This window comes from Sorangiineae bacterium MSr11954 (assembly GCA_037157815.1).
Classification (GTDB): domain Bacteria; phylum Myxococcota_A; class Polyangia; order Polyangiales; family Polyangiaceae; genus Pendulispora; species Pendulispora albinea.
The window spans coordinates 4,913,489-4,931,450 of the sequence record CP089984.1; the positions used below are offsets into that span (position 1 = coordinate 4,913,489).

Here is a 17,962-nt window from a genome sequence, read left to right on the forward strand (position 1 = left end):
GGTTATCCAAGGCGCATTCCAAAAGGGCGACTCGATGTTGCGCTTTGACGAAAATGCGTCGCTGCGAAGTCCACGTTGGGATGTCGCGCCTATTTCGAACGGGTAAAGCGGGCCGAGCGCGTCAAAGCGCGGCGAGCAGCGCGCGGGCTTCCCGCATGTCGGCGGTCGCGAAGCCCTCGGTGAACTGCGCGAGGATGGGGGCGAGCCGTCTTCGCGCATCGGCCGGCCGCGCGCGGATTTTCAAGAGATGCGCGTAGCTGTGCGCGAGGCGCAGCTCCCAAACTTTCGCCTGCTGCCGGCGCGCGACCTCGAGTCCCCGCTCGAAGCAATCGAACACGCGCGAGGGAGCGTCGCCCGATGCCAATAGGATTTCGCCTCGTATTCGGAGCAGCTCGGCTTCGAAGAAGCGCTGGCCCTTCGTCTCGACCAGGTCCATGGCGCGGTCGATCGTATGCATGGCGTCGTCGAGGGCCGCCTCTCCCAACTGCGCCCGCGCGAGCACCGAAAAGAAGCTCGTGAGCCCCAAGGTGACGCCCATGTTGCACCACTCGGTCACCCCCTCTTCGATCTCGTGGATGCCCGCGCGATCGCCCGCGGCGACGCGGCACCAACCGCGGTTGATTTTGGAGGCCATGAGCGCCGCCACGTCCCCTTTGCAGTACGGGGCGGCCTCGTCGATCAAGCGCCGTCCTTCATCGAATTGCCCGCGGTAATTGTACCAGGAGGCGAGCTGCACGAGCCCGAACGCGAGGCTGAAGGCGTCGCCGTCGTCCCGCGCGTGCTGAATGGCATTTCGACCGTGATCCACGGCGCGATCCCATTGTCCGCGGAGCCCGTCGGACCAAAGAAGGCATACGTCGCTGAGGACGATGGGATGAAAACCACAATATGGCGTGAGGGGATCGTTCGTGCGCACGTCGAAGGCGACCAGCGCGGCCCGCGCCGCGCTCCGGGATATCGCGAAATCGCCCGCCATCAGGGCGCTCAGCCCCACCGCGCTATGTGCATAGACGGCCATGGCCGAGTCGTTGGATTGTTCGGCCTGGGTGGCGAGCTGCCGCGCGAGATCGGGCGACAGGCCGACCTCGTCCGCCATGAGCGCGGTCCGCCGCGCGAACTCGAGCGCGAGCTCGTGCCGATCGCGCGCTGGGCTCTTCGGGAGCATCCGGAGCTGCTCGAGCGCGTGGCCGAAGTGCGCGGCCGAATCGACGTGCGACAAGCGCTGGATCGCGCGGTGGCCCGCCTTATCGAAGTACGCGACGGCTTGCTCGTGGCAGCCCGCCTCCACGAAATGCCCCGCGACGAGCTCCGGGTGCTGCTCGACCAGGCCGCGCGCGCGCGCGATGAGCACCTCCGCGGCCCGTTGATGCAGCTCCCGGCGTTTGGTCTTCACGAGCGACCGGTACGCCGCCTCCTTCACCAGCGCGTGCTTGAACGTGTACCGAGCCTCCGCGCCATGACCTTGCTGCCGGAGCGTCGCCGTCTCGAGGAGCTGCATGAGCCCCATTCGCAGCGACCCTTCGGATGCGCCCCAGGCCTCGTGGATCAGATCGTACGAGGCGTCCCGGCCGAGCACCGCGATGAGGCCTGCCACGTCGCGTCCCTCGCGCGGCAGCGAATCGAGGCGCGCGCGCAAGAGGCCCTCGAGCGTCTCGGGGATCATGCTGGGCGCCAAGGCTTCGATATCCATCGCGCCATCGTGCTGCTCGGCCTCCCTCAGGGCGTCGGCGACCGTATGGGTGAGCTCCTCGATGAAGAGCGGTACGCCATCGGTTCGCTCCACGAGCTGCTGCACGATTCGTGGAGGCAGCGCGTAGTCCTCGGTCGCAAGCGCGATCAGGGTGGCGCTCTCTTCGGACGACAACCTCTCGAGCACGAGCCGGTGCAGGTGCGGGCGCTGCGGCCAGGGCGGCTGGAGCTCCGTTCGAGCGGTGACGATCACCATCGCGCGGGTGGCGACGATGCCGTCCAGGACCATGTCCAAGAGCTCGAGGGTCGAGCTGTCGGACCAGTGCGCGTCCTCCACGACCAAGCTCAAAGGGACCGCGGACGCCAGGCGCGTGAAGAGGGTCACCAGCGCGGCGAGCGTTCGCTTTTTGAGCAAATCCGGGGTGAGGGGCGGCAATGGATACAGCTCCCCGGCCGGAACGCGCATGAACGCCGCGAGGAGCGGCGCGTACTCCTCGAGGGAGAGATGGGCGGCCGTAAGTGCCATTTCGAGCAGCTGGAGCTTTTCGGCCGGCGAGGCTTCGGAGCGCAATCCCATGATGCGCGCGAGACCATCGGCGATGGGCTGCAGCGCGCTGTTCTGCAGATGCGGCCAGCACTGGCAGCGCACGATCGCGTGAGGCCCGGTCGCGACCTCCTCGAGGTGGCGCTCGAGCAGGCGCGATTTTCCAATCCCCGCTTCGCCGGCGATGAGCACGAACCGCCCCTTGCGCGCCTTCGCCGCCTCCCAGAGCACGCGCAGCGCCTCGAGCTCGCCGTCGCGGCCGACCAGCGGTGTGAGCGTACCGCGCGCGATGGGATCGAACCGCGATGCCGCGTCCCTCGACCCAAGCAGGCGGTAGATCCGGGTCGGCCGCGTTCCGGCTGTGGGGATGGCCTCGCCCCGCGGCTCGAGCTCGAAGGCGCTCCGCACCAAAAGGTGCGTGGCTTCTCCGACGAGGATCTCGTTGGGACCGCTGCGCTGCTCGAGCCATTGCGCGATGTGCGGCGCATCGCCTTGGAGGATCAGCGGCGCCGTCGCGCTCTCGAGCCGTCCCGCGATCGCGAGGCTGGTGCCGATCCCGATGCGCACGGTCCGCGCGGATCCATCGGCGCGCGCGCGATCCCGCATCACGTCGAGGATGAGCGAAGCCGCGCGCAGGGCACGGTGCGCGTCGTCCTCGTAGCTGGTTGGATACCCGAAGCAAGCGATCACCCGAGCGCCCCAGAACGACAGGAAGGTCCCTCCGAGCTCGCGTAGGACCGTCATGCAGACGTCCACGAACTCGTCGAGCGACTCGCCGATCGCGTCGAGCCCTCTCTCGCCGGGAAATGCCGGCGCATCGAGCGAGCAAGACACGACGGTCATCTGGCGGCGTTCGGGTTTGGGCCGCGCGAGCTCCTCACCGCGTTCGTGCTCGAGGCGCATGGCGTGGGTGAGCGCGAGCTCCAGCGCGATCAGCGAATCCAGCAGCTCGTCGGCGGTACCGAAACGCTCGGCCGCGTCCTTCTTCATCGTACGTTGCACGATCCGCTCGGCCTCCTCGGGCAGATCGGGCCGCACCTCGCGGAGCGAAGGCGCCGGATGGGGAGAGACGACGGCATCCCGCAGCTCGACCAGGTGGCCTCCGTCGAATGGCAAACGACCGGTGAGCAGCTCGAAGAGCATGACACCGGCCGCCCAGATATCCGTTCGGCCGTCTTGCGCCTCGCCCGTCCATTGCTCGGGGGACATGTAGCGCGGCGTCCCCAAGAGCCCGTCGTGGGCGACATCGGGCCGAGCGGTCATCATGGCCACGCCAAAGTCGAGGATCTTCGCCGTTCCATCCTTGGCGATGAATACGTTGCTCGGCTTCAGATCGCGATGCACGATGCCCGCGCGATGCGCGTGCGAAAGCCCCCTCGCGACATCAATCAAAATGCGAACCGCGCGCCGTGCGTCGATCCTCTCGTCGCACATCATCGTATCCAAGGTGCGCCCTTGCAGATGCTCCATCACGAGAAACGGCACCCCCATATCTCGCCCGATGTCGAACAAGCGCACGATGTTCTCATGATTCAATCGTGCGCACGCTTGCGCCTCGAGCCGTATTCGATGGAGGGCCTCCGTGGTGCCGAGCGCCTCGTGGATGAGGAACTTGATGGCCACGGTCCGGTCGAGGAGGGTGTCGCGCGCGAGGAACACCTCCGCCGTTCCTCCAACACCCAAGCGCTCCATCAACTCGAATCGCGTTCCGATGGCGCCGTGAAGGTGTTCATCCTGCGCCGCTGTCTCGATGCGGCGCTCGCGCACATTCAAGGGCGGCGGCTCGGACGTGTCGAATCGATTGTCGGTTTCCATCGACGTCTCCAACGGCGGAAGGCCGCTCCGCGGTGCCCGGAGTCAAACTACACGTCCGTCGAGCGCGTGGAAGTCGAAGATGGCCACGTGTCAAAAGAGCACATTGACGTGAATGGACATCCGACCGATGTCGGTATGGGATGACTATCGGCACTTGAGCGCACGACTGCGCCGCTCTGCTTCGCGGGCGGTGACCGAGCGAGGTTTCGCGTGACCCCACCGATCGAGCACGAAGCGATAGGCACGGCACGCGGCGGCGACATCGCCGGCCTTCTCGTTCGCCATGCCCAGCCAGAGATGCGTCCGCACATGCAGCGACGCGTACTCGAGGCCCTGGCACGCGCGCGCGCCTTTCTCCAAGAGCGGAATGGCGCGCGCCACGTCGCCGGCCAGCCAGGATCGGGACCATCGAAGACGTCGCGGTTGGTGAGGCAGCGAAAGAGTACGCACCCGAGCGAGAACAGATCGGCGCGCTCATCGAGATCGGGCGAGCCGCGAGCCTGCTCCGGGGCCATGTAACCGACGGTGCCGAGCACCGTGCCCGACGTCGTCGTATGCTCCCCGAACGTGGTTCGCACGATGCCGAAGTCGACGAGCTTCGGCCGCCGAAGGGCGCAATCGACCAGCAAGATGTTGCTTGGCTTGACGTCCCGATGAACGATCCGAATCGCGTGCGCCGCCGCGAGCCCCTCCGCGAGCCGCTGTCCGAGCTCGACGACATGGCCGAGATCGAGGTACCCGCCGCTCTTGGCCGTGCACGCGAGCTGATCGCGCAAGCTTTCGCCTTCGATCCACTCGAGGGCGAGGTAGGGCGAGCCATCGTTTGCCACGCCATGCTCGAGGTAGCGCACGATGTTGGGATGTTCGATCTTACCGAGCGCCGCGGCCTCGAGCGCAAACCGACGAGCCGCCGATGGCGTACTTTTGTGAAGCACTTTGAGCGCGACGTTTCGCTCCGCTTGCCGGTCGAAGGCGCGATAGACGATCCCCATTCCACCGCGCCCGGCCTCCTCTTCAATGGTGAAGCGGTCGGCAAAAACGCGTTGGGCGCCACCGGCGCAAATCTCGTCGATGCCAGTCAACGGGCGGCTATGCTACGGGGCCGGCCTTGCGTTCGCAATTGAGCGCGAGCACGGATGGCCGTCGTTGTTCCGCTCGAGTCTGCTTATGCGTGCAATGGATGTTTAATAATCATCTTCGTGCTTTGAGCTTCGAAGGACCATTGCTCCCATCGCGCGGATATCCTTCGGAGTTTCGGGTGGCGTATCCGATCCCAATCGTTGCGGATACGATCCACGATGGGAGACTCGATGCACCGGGGTGCGCATGCTCCCAAATACGACGGGAGTTCATGGGATCGCCCCTTGGGGACTACCCGGTCAGGGGGAGAGCACGACGGTGCGCGATTCTTTGTTGGCGACGAGGTCGGGCAGCGCATAGGGCACGGGGTGGGTCTGATTTCGCCTCCAGAGCTCCGCCTGATCGCGGTGGTGGGGGCTTTGCGTGTCCCAGACGGCACCGCCCGGTAGTGCGTTGGATGCGCGGATGCCTGCAGGGTCGAGATCGGCTACGAAGCGTTGGACGGGGCCGCTGGTATATTGGAAGCGCGGAGGTGTGCCAATTGGGTATTCGCGTTCGTAGTCGGAGGCGTCGACCACGAAGAGATCGCCTGAGCGAGGGAAGCCGTTGGGGAAGGTGGTGTCGCCGCTCGGTGGGATCGACAAGCTCCCGAACAGGGAGATCAGGGAGGTAAATTGCACGGTGTGATATGCGCCCCACCGCGCCTTGCGGAGATCGGTGCCTGCATTGGGGGTGAGCCAGGCGAAGGCATCGAGCAGCGCGCGCACGATCCGCTCGTTGCGCGATTCGACCGCCGCGGTGTTCATATCGTCCCAGATCGAGCTGTCGCGGGTGGTGGGATCGAGGGTCGCGAGCTTGGAGGGCTCGGTCGCGAAGAGATGCAGCAGCGACTTGATCTTCATGACGCCAAAGGGGATGTTGAGGCCGAGCTGCTCGAACTCGTCGCCAAAGGTGCGCTCGAGCATCCGCACGAGCCATACATTGAAGATGAGGGTGGCCTGAGAGGCGCGGGCGGCGATGGCTTGGGCCGTTGCGCCCTGGTCCGAGAGCGGCTGGTTGGTGTCGGGATCGATGCCGGAGGCGGCCTGATAGCCCGCCTCGGTGTCCCACGCTTGCAGGATGCTGCGCGCCGCGGCGATGAGGGCCGGATCGTAGCTGCGGTCCTGCACGATGGCGCCCAGATCGGGGTGCGTCCCGGGTTGGGTGCGCTCGGCCTCGGCGAGATCGATCGCCTGGAGGATGCGAGGGGTGAGCGCGGCGCCCAGGCTCGAGCGAACGTCGGCTTGGATGGCTGCCATGTCGGTGGGGGACAAGGGGCCTTTATGGGATTCGATGAGGGACTTGATTCGCGCTTCGCGAAACCCGATGTCGTAGAGCGCGGAGAGATACATGGGTGTGCCGTCGGGGAGCTTACCGTTGCTGGGATCGTTGTCGGCGGTGTCGCCGATGGGATCGTTATTTGCGGTGGCCAGGTATCCGGCGGGGGGGTTCTTGGCCCAGGGGACGAGATCGTCGGCCAGATTGCCGGTCCACTCGGCACCTCCGTTGCCGGGCAAAACGAAGCAGGGGAGCCGGCCCGTGTAGGTGGCAGCGTTCCAGGCGAAGGCGCGCGGATCGCGGGTGGGGACGCGAGCGTGCGACGTCCATAGGATATTCCCGGCGCTATCGCCGATCATCCAATTTTGTGCGCCCACCGCAAAGTCGTTGAGGGCCGCGCGGGCGCCGTCGACCGAGCTTGCGCGCAGCAGCTTCACCACCGCGCTGAAGTTCTTGGTGGGATCGAGGCCGGTCCAACGGACGCTCAATGCACCCGTGGCTGGATTGGGATCGACCACGCGATGATTTTGAATGTTGGGCAGGAGGGGCCCGTGCTGGGGCACCACCTGAACATGATAGGTATACGTGCTGCCCCCGCCGACGCCGATGATCTCGTCGATGGTCTGGAGCGGTACCGTGCCCGCTCCGAAGGATACGGAGCGACCGTCGGCGCTGAGGGTCTCGGAATAGACGTCGGTCACTTGGTAATAGGCCACCGTCGCGCCCCAGGCGACCTTGTCGTTGTGGCCGAGCAGGATGCCCGGTACGCCCGGAAAGGCGACGCCGGCGAAGCTCAGGGCCGCGGCCCCCGCGTTGGCCCCGACGTGCACCGACACGGGCCAAAATGTGGCGGGCGCCCGGAGCGCGAGGTGCGGATCGCTGGCGATCAGCGGGTGGCCGGTGGTGCTGCGCGCGGCGCTCACCGCCCAATTGTTCGAGCCGAACCCGCTCGGTGCATACGCATCTTGCACCTTGCGGGCGGCCTGCAAGTACCCATCGGCTGCATCGAGAAGCGGGGAGGTGACGGTCCGAGCCCCGCCCTCGGTTCCGGCGCGCGGCGCAGCGGTCGCGTTTTTCGTGTTTTTCGCGGTGTTCCCGTTGGTCGCGTTGTTGGCGCCTTTTGCTGCGGGGCGGGCATGGCTCGCGAGCGCGCTGGGGGCGCCGGGATATCCGGTCGTCGTAAAGGCGGGGGCCGATGGGGCGAACCGCACGAAGTCGCGCTCGAACCCTGCGCGCTTCGCGAAGAGCGGATTGGAAGCGGCGGCCACGAACTTGGACTGCGCCGCCGTGAGCACGGTGCTCAGCCGGATGGGCGTGGTCGCGTCATACGAGAGCAAATACGACTGCAGTTTGCCCACCGCCAGGGAGTCGGCGCCGGTCCAATCGGTGAAGGCCTCCGGGGGCACGAGGAGGACCCCGCGGGGGAGCGCGATTTTGCCCGAGCGGATCCCTTGGAAGACTTGGGTGACGCCGTCGGCGTAGGCATCGAGCATGTCGCGATCTTCGCCGGGGGGGAGCGCGTCGTACTCGGCTTTGGCCACCCGCGCGAGCCCGATGGTGCGCATCGCAATGTCGGCATCGATGGTGCTTGCGTCGAGGGACCCGAAAAGCTCGGCGACCCTCCCCGCGGCGTTTCGCCGCACCAGCTCGAGCTGCAGGGTTCGATCCTGGGCGACCAAATAGCCTTGCACCCGCATGGCATCGGCGACGCTCGATGCATAAATGTGGGGCCTTCCGTCCTTGTCGCGGACGACGTCGACCGGGGCCGCGAGATGATCGATGTGGAGCTGTCCATCCACGGGCAGCCCCGCGACCTCTCCCAACGGTCCATAGGCGACGGCGGTCGCGTCGCCGCCGCCGTCTTGCGCGCCGGGGCCGGGGTCTCCGCCATCGGCATCCGAACATCCTGCACCCGCCGTACTCACCAAGGTAATCGAGGCGGCCACCGAAATGAATGCACGCAACGAAATGAGGCGCTTGAAAGACAAAGGTCGCATGAATTCTCCACGTTCCCCGTTCGTCCACCCGTCACCATCCACCACGACCACCAGCGCCCGATGGCAAGGTGACCCGATGCGACACGAGCCCGGTTACTGGTTTGACACATGGGCCGTCGCAAGCGCCACGAAATTCGAGAATCGAATTGCTTATTTCATTATATCGAGGATGACCCCCTTCGGACGATCGTCGACGTCGCGCATCCACCCCTCGCCACGATCGCTGCGGGGGTCCGCCATTCGCGATCCGAGCCTCGAGGGATCGCGGGTTTGCGGGGCGCGACGCTATCCTTTCCTCCAAGATCTCCGCAAAAAAGAGCGCATTCACGAGCGGACGATTTCTTGGATGTTAGAGCGACATGAGCGACGGGCCCCTCGCGGCGAATGATGGGTACGGTGCGCGTCGGCTTTGGCGAGATGGGCATGTAGACACTTACTTAATGGAGGAGGGAGAATCATAAGGGGAGTGAATGATGCGTGACGCACGCAAATGTGGTTGACAGTGCTGGGACCGAGCCGTAAAGGATTGTACGCTATCCACGTTCTCCGTCCGTAACCGTCGCCGCTGAGCACCGTCGTTGTGGGGTGCGTATGGCATTTCGGAGAACGCTGGGCCTCCTGATCCTCCGACTCTCCTGCCTCTTGGCCTTTTTGTCGTTTGTGGTTTGCGGTTTGCGGTTTGTCGCCTGCGGCCTGCGGCCCGCCTTCTTAAGGCCCGGTTCAAGTAGGAAGAGCGGAATCGAAGCGAATGTCTCGCGTACATCGAAGAAGCCTGGACGGATATGCGTCCACTCTGTCTTCGCGCGCACACGGCGGAGAACGGTGGCTCGCTGCGGACACCGTAGCTGACCTCCTAAGGTAGATTTCAACACAGACAGCCGATCGAATGGTCGCGCGGGGTGATCCGCTGCCGGCCACCGAGCGTAGATTCGAACGAGAAGATCCGAAACATCGCCCGAGGGCAAAGCGGCGCCACGCGACACGAGCGATACGAGCCCAGGTAAGGGCTCGACACATTGGGTGTCACAGGGCCACGAAATTCGAAAATGGAAATGCTCATTTTCGGTCTATCGACGAGCCGCCCGGCGTACTCCATTAGACCGGCGCCCAGACAATCATTTCGATGCGAAACGATTGCATTCGTGAGAGACGATTTCTTGGATGTTGGGGCAACATGAGCGACGAGCCGCCGGCACATGATGGAAACGATGCTCGGCATTGGCGAGCACGTCGACGCGCATCGAGCATCGGGCCAGCGAAATCATAAGGAGGGTGAACGACGCGTGAACGCACGCAAATATGGTTGACAGTGCCGAGACCGGGCCGTAAAGGATTGTACCCTGTCCAAGTTCTTCGTCGTCACCGACGCCGCCGAGCACCATGGTTGTGAGGTGCATATGGCATAGTGGAGAACGCGGGACCTCCCTCCCTCAGGTATAGGTTTGCAAGTCTACGTTCAAGCTCGAGTCGGGTCCGGAGCAGCGGTACACACTTCATAAGTATTTTTACGGGAGCCGGAATCATGACAATGCAGCGCTCGTCGGACGGTACAGAAGACGAAAGCATCGGCTTCGATGTCGTGAGGAACCACGAGGAGCAATACTCGATTTGGCCGAACAATCGCGAGTTGCCGCTTGGGTGGTTCAAAGTAGGAAAGAGCGGAAATCGAAGCGAATGCCTCGCGTACATCGAGGAAGTCTGGACAGATATGCGTCCACTCAGCATTCGCACGCGTCTTCACCGTGGCACGCACGTTGGCACGCACGTGGAGAAGAACGATGGCTCGCCCGAGGATACGGCGGCTGGCCTCCAAAGGTAGATTTAACGCATACGGTGTATCGAATGGTCGCGCGGGGTGATCCGCTGCCGGCCACCACGCGTAGATTCGAACGAGAGAGTCTCTCCGCAACCGTGAGGAAGCGGCGAGCCGACAGTCCTTTCCGCGACCGTGAGGAAGCGGGAGCCGACAACAGCCGTTTTCGCGACCGTACGGGGAGCCGGGAGCCGACAAACAGCCGTTTCCGCGACCGTGAGGAAGCGGGAGCCGACAACAGCCGTTTCCGCGACCGTGAGGAAGCGGGAAGCCGACCAACAGCCATTTCCCCGACCGTGAAGGAAGCGGCGAGCCGACAACAGCCATTTCCCCGACCGTGAAGGAAGCGGCGAGCCGACAACAGCCATTTCCCCGACCGTGAGGAAGCGGCGAGCCGACAACAGCCATTTCCGCGACCGTAAAGGAAGCGGGAGCTGACAACAGCCGTTTCCGCGACCGTGAGGAAGCGGGAGCCGACAAACAGCCATTTCCGCGACCGTGAGGAAGCGGGAGCTGACAACAGCCGTTTCCGCGACCGTGAGGAAGCGGGAGCCGACAACAGCCATTTCCGCGACCGTGAGGAAGCGGGAGCCGACAACAGCCATTTCCGCGACCGTGAGGAAGCGGGGGACCGACAACCGTCATTTCCGCGACCCTGAGGGAGCGGGGAGCCGACAAGAAAGGACTATGGAGATGCCCGCGATTGAACCTCGGGTCATCGAAGCCGTATTGCGCGATCACCCGGCGATCGCGCAGGCTGCCGTGCAAACGGGGGCACCTCGGGAGGACGGCCAGCCGCTCGTCGTCCGCATCGTCCCGCGCGATCGCGCGCCGAGCGCCCGCGCGTTGGGATTCAGCCTTTTCTACTTTGCGGACGCGGAGGCGGGCGCCCGCGAGGACAAATACCGTCTTTATCTGGAGGGCGCGCGCTTTGCGGATGCGCACGGTTTCGAGGCCATTTGGACGCCGGAGCGCCATTTTCACGAGAACGGAGGGTTGTATCCCAACCCGTCGGTGCTGAGCGCGGCGCTGGCCACCATCACCCGGCACGTTCGTCTGCGCTCGGGCAGCGTGGCGTTGCCTCTTCATCACCCGTTGCGGGTGGCCGAAGAGTGGTCGGTGGTGGACAACCTCTCGAACGGGCGCGTCGATCTTTCGTTCACCTCCGGCTGGATCCCCAATGATTTTGCCATTGCCCCCACGCCAGGTGTCTTCAAACGAAAACGCGAGACGATGTTCGAAATGGTGGAGCAAGTCCAGCGCCTTTGGAGGGGCGGAACACTCGCCACCCGCGATGGCGTGGGGAACGAGGTCGAGCTTCGCATCTTCCCGCGCCCCATCCAAGAGCGGCTCCCAGTTTGGATTACATGCAGCGGTGATCCGGAGTCCTTCGTGCGCGCGGGCGAGCTCGGGTTCAACGTGCTCACCGCCTTGCTCACCCAGCCGATCGAGGAGGCCGCGGAGAAAGCCGCCCTTTATCGCGCGGCCCGCGCGCGGGTCGGGCTCGATCCCGAGGGCGGCTCGGTGACCTTGATGCTCCACACCTTCGTGGGACGCGACGAAAACGAGGTCCGCGCACAGGTCGAGGGGCCGCTGACCGAATACCTGCGCTCGCACATCGGTTTGATGAAGACCATGGTGAAGAGCCTGAATTTGAAGCTCGACGACATGGATGTGAACGATCCGAAGTGGGCGGCCCGCCTGGCCTCGTTTGCCTTCGAACGCTATTACCGAATGGGCTCGCTCATCGGCACCCCGGACAAGTGTCTGGAGATGGTGAACCGGATCAAGTCCATGGGCTTCGACGAGGTCGCGTGCCTCATCGACTTCGGGGTCCCGGTCGATGCGGCCTTGGGCGGGCTCCCTTCGCTGTACGAGCTGAAAAAACGGAGTGATTCGACGGTGGCTATCGAGCGCGGGGCCTTGATGGATTGGCTCCGCGAGCGGCTGGGGGGCGAGCTGCCGCCGATGGCCGTGATGGTGTGCCCCGAGCTGCCGCGCGACGCCTCGCGCGCCACGCAACCCGCGAAGGTAGCGCCGATTTCATCGGCGTCACCGACTTCGCCGACTTTACGGAATTCGGCATTGGTCGACCGAGCTCAAAAACAGAAGGCCGCCATGGAGCGGCAGAAACAACGCGTAGGAAAAGAACGATGAGTGATACGAACGAGGAGTTCGAGAGCGCCATTGCCATCGTGGGGATGGCCTGCCGGTTTCCGGGCGCCCGCAACTTGGCCGAATATTGGAGGAACTTGCGCAACGGCGTGGAGTCGATCGCCTCGTTCGGCGCAGACGAATTGGACCGCGCGGTGGTCGATCCGGCGGAGGCGAGCGATCCTCATTATGTGCCGTCCCGCGCGATCCTCGACGACGTGGAGTCGTTCGACGCCGCGCTTTTCGGCTTCAGCCCGCGCGAGGCCGAGCTGACCGATCCCCAGCACCGCGTCTTTCTCGAGTGCGCGTGGGAGGCCCTCGAGCACGCCGGCTACGATCCCAAGCGCTATGCGGGGCAAATTGGCGTTTACGGCGGCGCTGGCGCCAATACGTATTTGTTGTTCAACCTGGCTTCGTCCGGGCAAATCGTAGGCTCCGGGCCCACCCTGCAGGCGTTCATCCACAACAAGAACGACCACCTCACGGCCCGCACCGCCTACAAATTGAACCTGCGTGGCCCCGCGGTGACCGTGCAGACCGCGTGCTCGACCTCCTTGGTGGCGGTGGCCACGGCCGCGCAAGCCTTGCTCAATTACCAAGTCGATATGGCGCTGGCCGGCGCCTGCACCATCACCGTGCCCCAGCGCAGCGGTTACCTGTACCACGAGCGCGGCATCGGCTCGCCGGACGGCCATTGCCGCGCGTTCGACGCCGACGCCAAGGGGACGGTGGGAGGAAATGGGGCCGGGGTGGTGCTCCTCAAGCGCTATTCGGACGCGGTCGCGGCGGGCGATACGATCTACGCCGTGCTGCGCGGCGCCGCCGTCAACAACGACGGGGCGATGCGTGTAGGTTACACGGCGCCCAGCGTGGATAGCCAGGCGGAGGTCATTGCCCTGGCGCAGGCGCTGGCGGGGGTGTCTCCGGAGTCCATCGGCTATGTCGAGGCGCACGGAACCGGTACGCCGATAGGCGATCCCATCGAGGTCGAGGCGCTCACCCAGGCATTTCGCCGCGGCACCGACAAAAAAGGATTTTGCGCGATGGGGTCGGTCAAGACCAACATCGGCCACCTCGATACGAGCGCCGGGATGGCGGGGTTGATCAAGACCGTGCTCTCCCTGCGAAACCGGGAGATCCCGCCCAGCTTGCACTTCGACAAGCCGAACCCGAGGATCGATTTCGCCAATAGCCCCTTTTACGTGAACAGCGCGCTCCGCGATTGGCCGGCGCCCCACGCCACCCCGCGCCGGGCCGGGGTGAGCTCGTTCGGGCTGGGCGGCACCAACGCGCACGTGGTCCTGGAGGAGGCGCCGCCCCAGGAGCCTTCGGATCCCGCGCGTCCGTGGCAGCTCCTCGTGCTCTCCGGGCAGACGGTGTCGGCCATGGAGGCCGTGTGCCGCAACGTGAAGGACCATTTGAAGCAAAACCCGGCGATCAAGCTGTCCGACGTCGCCTATACGCTGCAGATCGGGCGCCAGCCGCTCCCGCACCGCCGCATGCTGGTGTGCCGCGACGTGCCCGAGGCCATCGGGCTCCTGGAGACGTTGAAGCCCGAGCGGGTCTTCGGCCGCGAGCAGGAGCGCGCCCAGCGCCCTTTGACCTTCATGTTCCCCGGACAGGGGGCGCAGTTCATCGACATGGGCGCCGAGCTGTATCGCCAGGAGCCGCTCTTTCGGGCCGAGGTCGACCGCGCGTGCGAGCTTTTGGTGCCGCACCTGGGGCTGGATCTGCGCACCATTCTCTATCCGGATCCGGCGCCCGAGGCCAAGGCACGGGCCAAAGAGCTCCTCGATCGAACCGCCTATACGCAGCCGGCGCTGTTCGTGATCGAGCATGCCATGGCCCAATTGTGGATGTCGTGGGGAGTTCGGCCCGACGCGATGATTGGCCATAGCATCGGGGAATACGTGGCGGCGTGCCTGGCGGGGGTGTTCTCGCTCGAGGACGCGCTGGGCCTGGTGGCCGCGCGCGGCCGGTTGATCCAACGCCTGCCCGCGGGGGCCATGCTGGCCGTGCCGTTGCCGGCGCACGCGGTTCGGCCGCTGCTGGGGGAGGAGCTTTCGCTCGCGGCCGTCAATGGGCTCGGCCAGTGCGTGGTCTCGGGCACGGAGGCCGCGGTGGCGGCGCTGGAGGCGAAGCTTACGGTGGAGCGGCACATCTGCCGCCGCCTGCAGACGTCGCACGCGTTTCACTCGGCGATGATGGATCCGATCGTCGACGCGTTCCGCGAGGAGGTCGCGAAGGTCGCGCGCCATGCGCCGTCGATGCGCTATCTGTCCAATGTCACCGGCACCTGGATCACGGCGGAGCAAGCGACGGATCCCGCGTATTGGGCCGCACACCTGCGGGGGACCGTGCGCTTCGCGGACGGCCTGGCCGAGCTCTTGGCGACCCCCAACGCGGTGCTGCTCGAGGTCGGCCCCGGGCGCACCTTGCGCACCTTGGTCCGCTGGCATCCACACAAGAAGCCCGATCAGTTCATGCTGGCATCGCTGCCGCACCCTTCGGAGAAGCAATCGGACTATCAGTACCTCCTGCACACCGTCGGGCACCTCTGGCTCGCCGGGGTGGAGCCGGATTGGGATGCGTTCTATGCCCATGAGCGCCGCCATCGGCTGCCGCTGCCGACGTATCCATTCGAGCGCAAGCGCTACTGGATCGACGCTGCGCCGCGCACCTCGGGCCGCGCGGCCGGCTCGATGCGCAAGCGCACGAACATCGCGGAATGGTTCTATGTGCCGTCCTTTCGCTCGTCGGCCGCGCAGCCTGCATCGGCCGCCTTGCCGGCCGGGCCGTGGTTGATCTTCGAGGACGCGGCGGGGCTCGGGGCGCGCTTGGGTGATGATCTAAGGAGCGCGGGACACGATGTCGTGCGCGTTCGCGCGGGCGAGCGCTTCGCCAAGCAGGACGACCAACACTACACCCTCGATCCGCGAAAGCGCGAGGACTACGACCAGTTGGTGCAAGGGCTCGAGGCAAACGAGCTTCTGCCGCGCCACGTAGTGCATGCGTGGAGCATCTCGCCCGAGCCGGCGACGTCGTTGGAGCAGGCGCTGACCTCGGGGCTCCATAGCCTGACATTCCTCGCGCAGGCGCTCTTTCCCCGGCGCCCTCACGAGGAGCTTCGGCTGACGGTGCTCACCCATGGCATCGTGCAGGTCCTTGGGAGCGACATCCCCGACGCCTTCACGGCGACGGTGCTCGGCGCCTGCCAGGTGATCCCGCGCGAGTACCCCAAGGTCGGCTGCCGCCTGGTCGACGTCGAGCTCACGGGCGGCGATCGCGCGGCGCGGCTCGTCGAGGAGCTTCGATTCGAAGATGCGCCGGCGGTGGTCGCACACCGCGGCGGACGGCGTTGGGTGCGCGACTTCGAGCCGCTGTCGTTGCCGGAGGCGGCCTCGCCGCGCGCGGGCGCACCGGCGCTGCGCACGGGCGGGGTGTACGTCATCACCGGAGGGATGGGCGGCTTGGGGCTCGAGGTCGCCGGTTGGCTCGCCCGCAGCGCGCAGGCCAAGCTGGTGCTCTTGGGTCGTTCGGGCCCGAACGATCGGACCCGCGCGAGGCTGCGCGAGCTGGAAAAAGCAGGGGCGGAGGTGTTGGCCCTCGCGGCCGACGTCACCGACGAGCCCTCGTTGCGGGCGGCGCTCGGGGCCGCAAAGGCGCGCTTTGGCGCGATCCACGGGGTGTTTCACGCCGCGGGGGTGCCGGGCGGTGGCTTGATCCAGCGTGCGACCCCGGAGGGCGCGGCCGCCGTGCTGGCGCCGAAGATCGAGGGCACCTTGCGCCTCGACGCCGCGCTGGACGGTGAGCCGGTCGATTTCTTCGTGGTGTTCTCGTCGCTCACCACCGTGGTGGGGCGCTTCGGGCAGATCGACTACACGGCGGCCAACGCCTTCCTCGATGCCTTTGCGCAAGCTCGAATGGCGCGCACCGGCCGCTCGACCACCGCCATCGACTGGGGCGCCTGGGAGTCCGTGGGCATGGCCGCGGTCCGCGCGCACGAGAACGGACATGCGCACGAGAACGGGAGCGCGCATGCGAACGGGAGCGCGCACGGGAACGAAAATGGCGCGGGTGAGCGGCTGGGGCACCCGCTGCTCGAGCGACGCATCGTGGAGGAGAACCGCGAGGTGTTCATGACGGACTTCCACGTCGACAAGCACTGGGTGCTCGACGAGCACCGCATTTTGGGCAACGCGGTCATCCCGGGGGTGGCCTACTTCGAGATGGCCCGCGCGGCCCTCGGCGCGCGCGCCGAAGGCAAGATCGTGGAGCTCCAGGACGTGCTCTTCCTCTTGCCGCTGCGGGTGCGCAACGAGGAGACCCGCGAGGTGCGGATGGTGCTCGAGCACGAGCCCGAAGGGCACCGGTTCGCCGTTCGGAGCGAGGGCGGCGAGAATGGCGTCGTCAAGGTTCACGATTACGCGGTCGGCTACGTTGCGCTGCGCGACCAAGAGCCGCTGCGGGCGTTCGACCTCGCGGCCATCCGCGCGCGGTGCAATGTGCGCGAGCTGCTCTTGGCGGCCGAGGAGCGCGAGGAGGACCTCGGGCCCCGGTGGCACAGCGTGCAGCGGGTGAACCTGGGCAACAACGAGGTGCTCCTCTACCTCGAGCTGCCGGAGGCGTTCGAGGCGGATTTCGATCACATGAAGTTCCACCCGGCGCTGCTCGATCGGGCGGCCGGCATCGCCAAGAACTTCCTCGCGGCCGATGGGCACTACCTGCCGCTCACCTACAAGAAGGTGCAGATCAAGGCCCCGCTCCAGCGCAAGATCTATAGCTGGGCGCGTTTCCGCGAGGAGGACGATCCCACCCGCGAGACCATCACCTTCGACATCGTCCTCACCGACGAGGCCGGGCGAGGGCTGGTCGAGATCGAGGGCTTCAGCCAGAAGCGGGTCAACGATCCCGGCGCTGAAATCCGGGCGCTCGCCCAGACGGCGGCGGTCCTCGAATCGGAGCCGGCCGAGGCGGGCGAGATTGCGCCGCACGAGGGCGTAGAGGCGCTCGGGCGGATTCTGGCCGCGCGCATCGGGCCGCAGGTGGTCGTGTCTGTGCGCGATCTGCAGGCGAGCATCGAGCAGAGCGATCGGGTGGCGCGCGAGCGCATCCTGCGGGCGGCGGCCGATCGTCCCGAGTCGGCCGAGCGCACCCTGCACGGGCGGCCCAACTTGAGCGTGCCCTATGTGGCGCCGCGCAACGAGATCGAGACCAAGGTGGCCGAGACATGGCAGCGGGCGCTGGGGATCGATCGGGTGGGCATCCATGACAACTTCTTCGAGCTGGGCGGCGATTCCCTGGTGGCTATCCAGGTGATTGCGCGGCTGGAGAGGGTCTTCAAGGTCACCATCCCGCCGGTGTCGATCTTCGAGGGCGCGACCATCAGCAAGCTGGTCGAGACCTTCATGGTCGACCACGCGAAGGAGCAGGCGGGCTTCGCCGAGCGCCAAGATCGCGGCGCCGCCCGCCGCAACCGCGCTTCGGCCCGCCGGTCGCGCGGGGGCGCGGGCGCCGGTGAAGCGCTCGATGCGCCCGAGGACGAGGAGTAGC

Annotated in this window: 8 protein-coding genes; 4 read left to right on the forward strand and 4 right to left on the reverse strand. The window is 66.0% G+C overall.

Translation table 11 applies throughout. The features are described 5' to 3' along the window. Positions 1–121: 121 nt before the first annotated feature. Together LZC94_19365 and LZC94_19370 are read right to left on the reverse strand one after the other, a co-directional pair. The gene (locus LZC94_19365; protein WXB19377.1) at positions 122–4,048 is read right to left on the reverse strand and encodes a protein kinase; all 3,927 of its coding nucleotides are present in this window, start codon (positions 4,046–4,048) and stop codon (positions 122–124) included. A 144-nt stretch (positions 4,049–4,192) separates the two neighbouring features. Next, the gene (locus LZC94_19370; GenBank protein WXB19378.1) at positions 4,193–4,429 is read right to left on the reverse strand and encodes a hypothetical protein; all 237 of its coding nucleotides are present in this window, start codon (positions 4,427–4,429) and stop codon (positions 4,193–4,195) included. A 173-nt stretch (positions 4,430–4,602) separates the two neighbouring features. On the opposite strand from LZC94_19370, the gene LZC94_19375 reads away from it, so the two are divergent. Then, the gene (locus LZC94_19375; GenBank protein WXB19379.1) at positions 4,603–5,172 is read left to right on the forward strand and encodes a hypothetical protein; all 570 of its coding nucleotides are present in this window, start codon (positions 4,603–4,605) and stop codon (positions 5,170–5,172) included. A gap of 255 nt (positions 5,173–5,427) precedes the next feature. Here the strand turns inward: LZC94_19375 and LZC94_19380 are convergent, their stop codons facing one another. Both LZC94_19380 and LZC94_19385 read right to left on the reverse strand, forming a co-directional pair. After that, positions 5,428–8,442, reverse strand: a complete 3,015-nt coding sequence (locus tag LZC94_19380; GenBank protein ID WXB19380.1) for a penicillin acylase family protein — start codon at positions 8,440–8,442, stop codon at positions 5,428–5,430. A gap of 1,115 nt (positions 8,443–9,557) precedes the next feature. Beyond that, positions 9,558–9,824 (reverse strand): hypothetical protein, encoded by a 267-nt coding sequence (locus LZC94_19385; protein WXB19381.1) that lies wholly within the window; start codon positions 9,822–9,824, stop codon positions 9,558–9,560. A 146-nt stretch (positions 9,825–9,970) separates the two neighbouring features. On the opposite strand from LZC94_19385, the gene LZC94_19390 reads away from it, so the two are divergent. The 3 genes from LZC94_19390 to LZC94_19400 all read left to right on the forward strand — a co-directional run bounded on the left by LZC94_19390 (position 9,971) and on the right by LZC94_19400 (position 17,961). Continuing rightward, the gene (locus LZC94_19390) at positions 9,971–10,261 is read left to right on the forward strand and encodes an MbtH family NRPS accessory protein (GenBank protein ID WXB20215.1); all 291 of its coding nucleotides are present in this window, start codon (positions 9,971–9,973) and stop codon (positions 10,259–10,261) included. Positions 10,262–10,948: 687 nt separating this feature from the next. Next, the gene (locus LZC94_19395) at positions 10,949–12,412 is read left to right on the forward strand and encodes an LLM class flavin-dependent oxidoreductase (GenBank protein WXB19382.1); all 1,464 of its coding nucleotides are present in this window, start codon (positions 10,949–10,951) and stop codon (positions 12,410–12,412) included. Then, positions 12,409–17,961: an SDR family NAD(P)-dependent oxidoreductase gene (locus LZC94_19400; protein ID WXB19383.1), complete on the forward strand. Its 5,553-nt coding sequence runs from the start codon at positions 12,409–12,411 to the stop codon at positions 17,959–17,961. The genes LZC94_19395 and LZC94_19400 overlap by 4 nt, the downstream gene beginning before the upstream one ends. Position 17,962 lies beyond the last annotated feature (1 nt).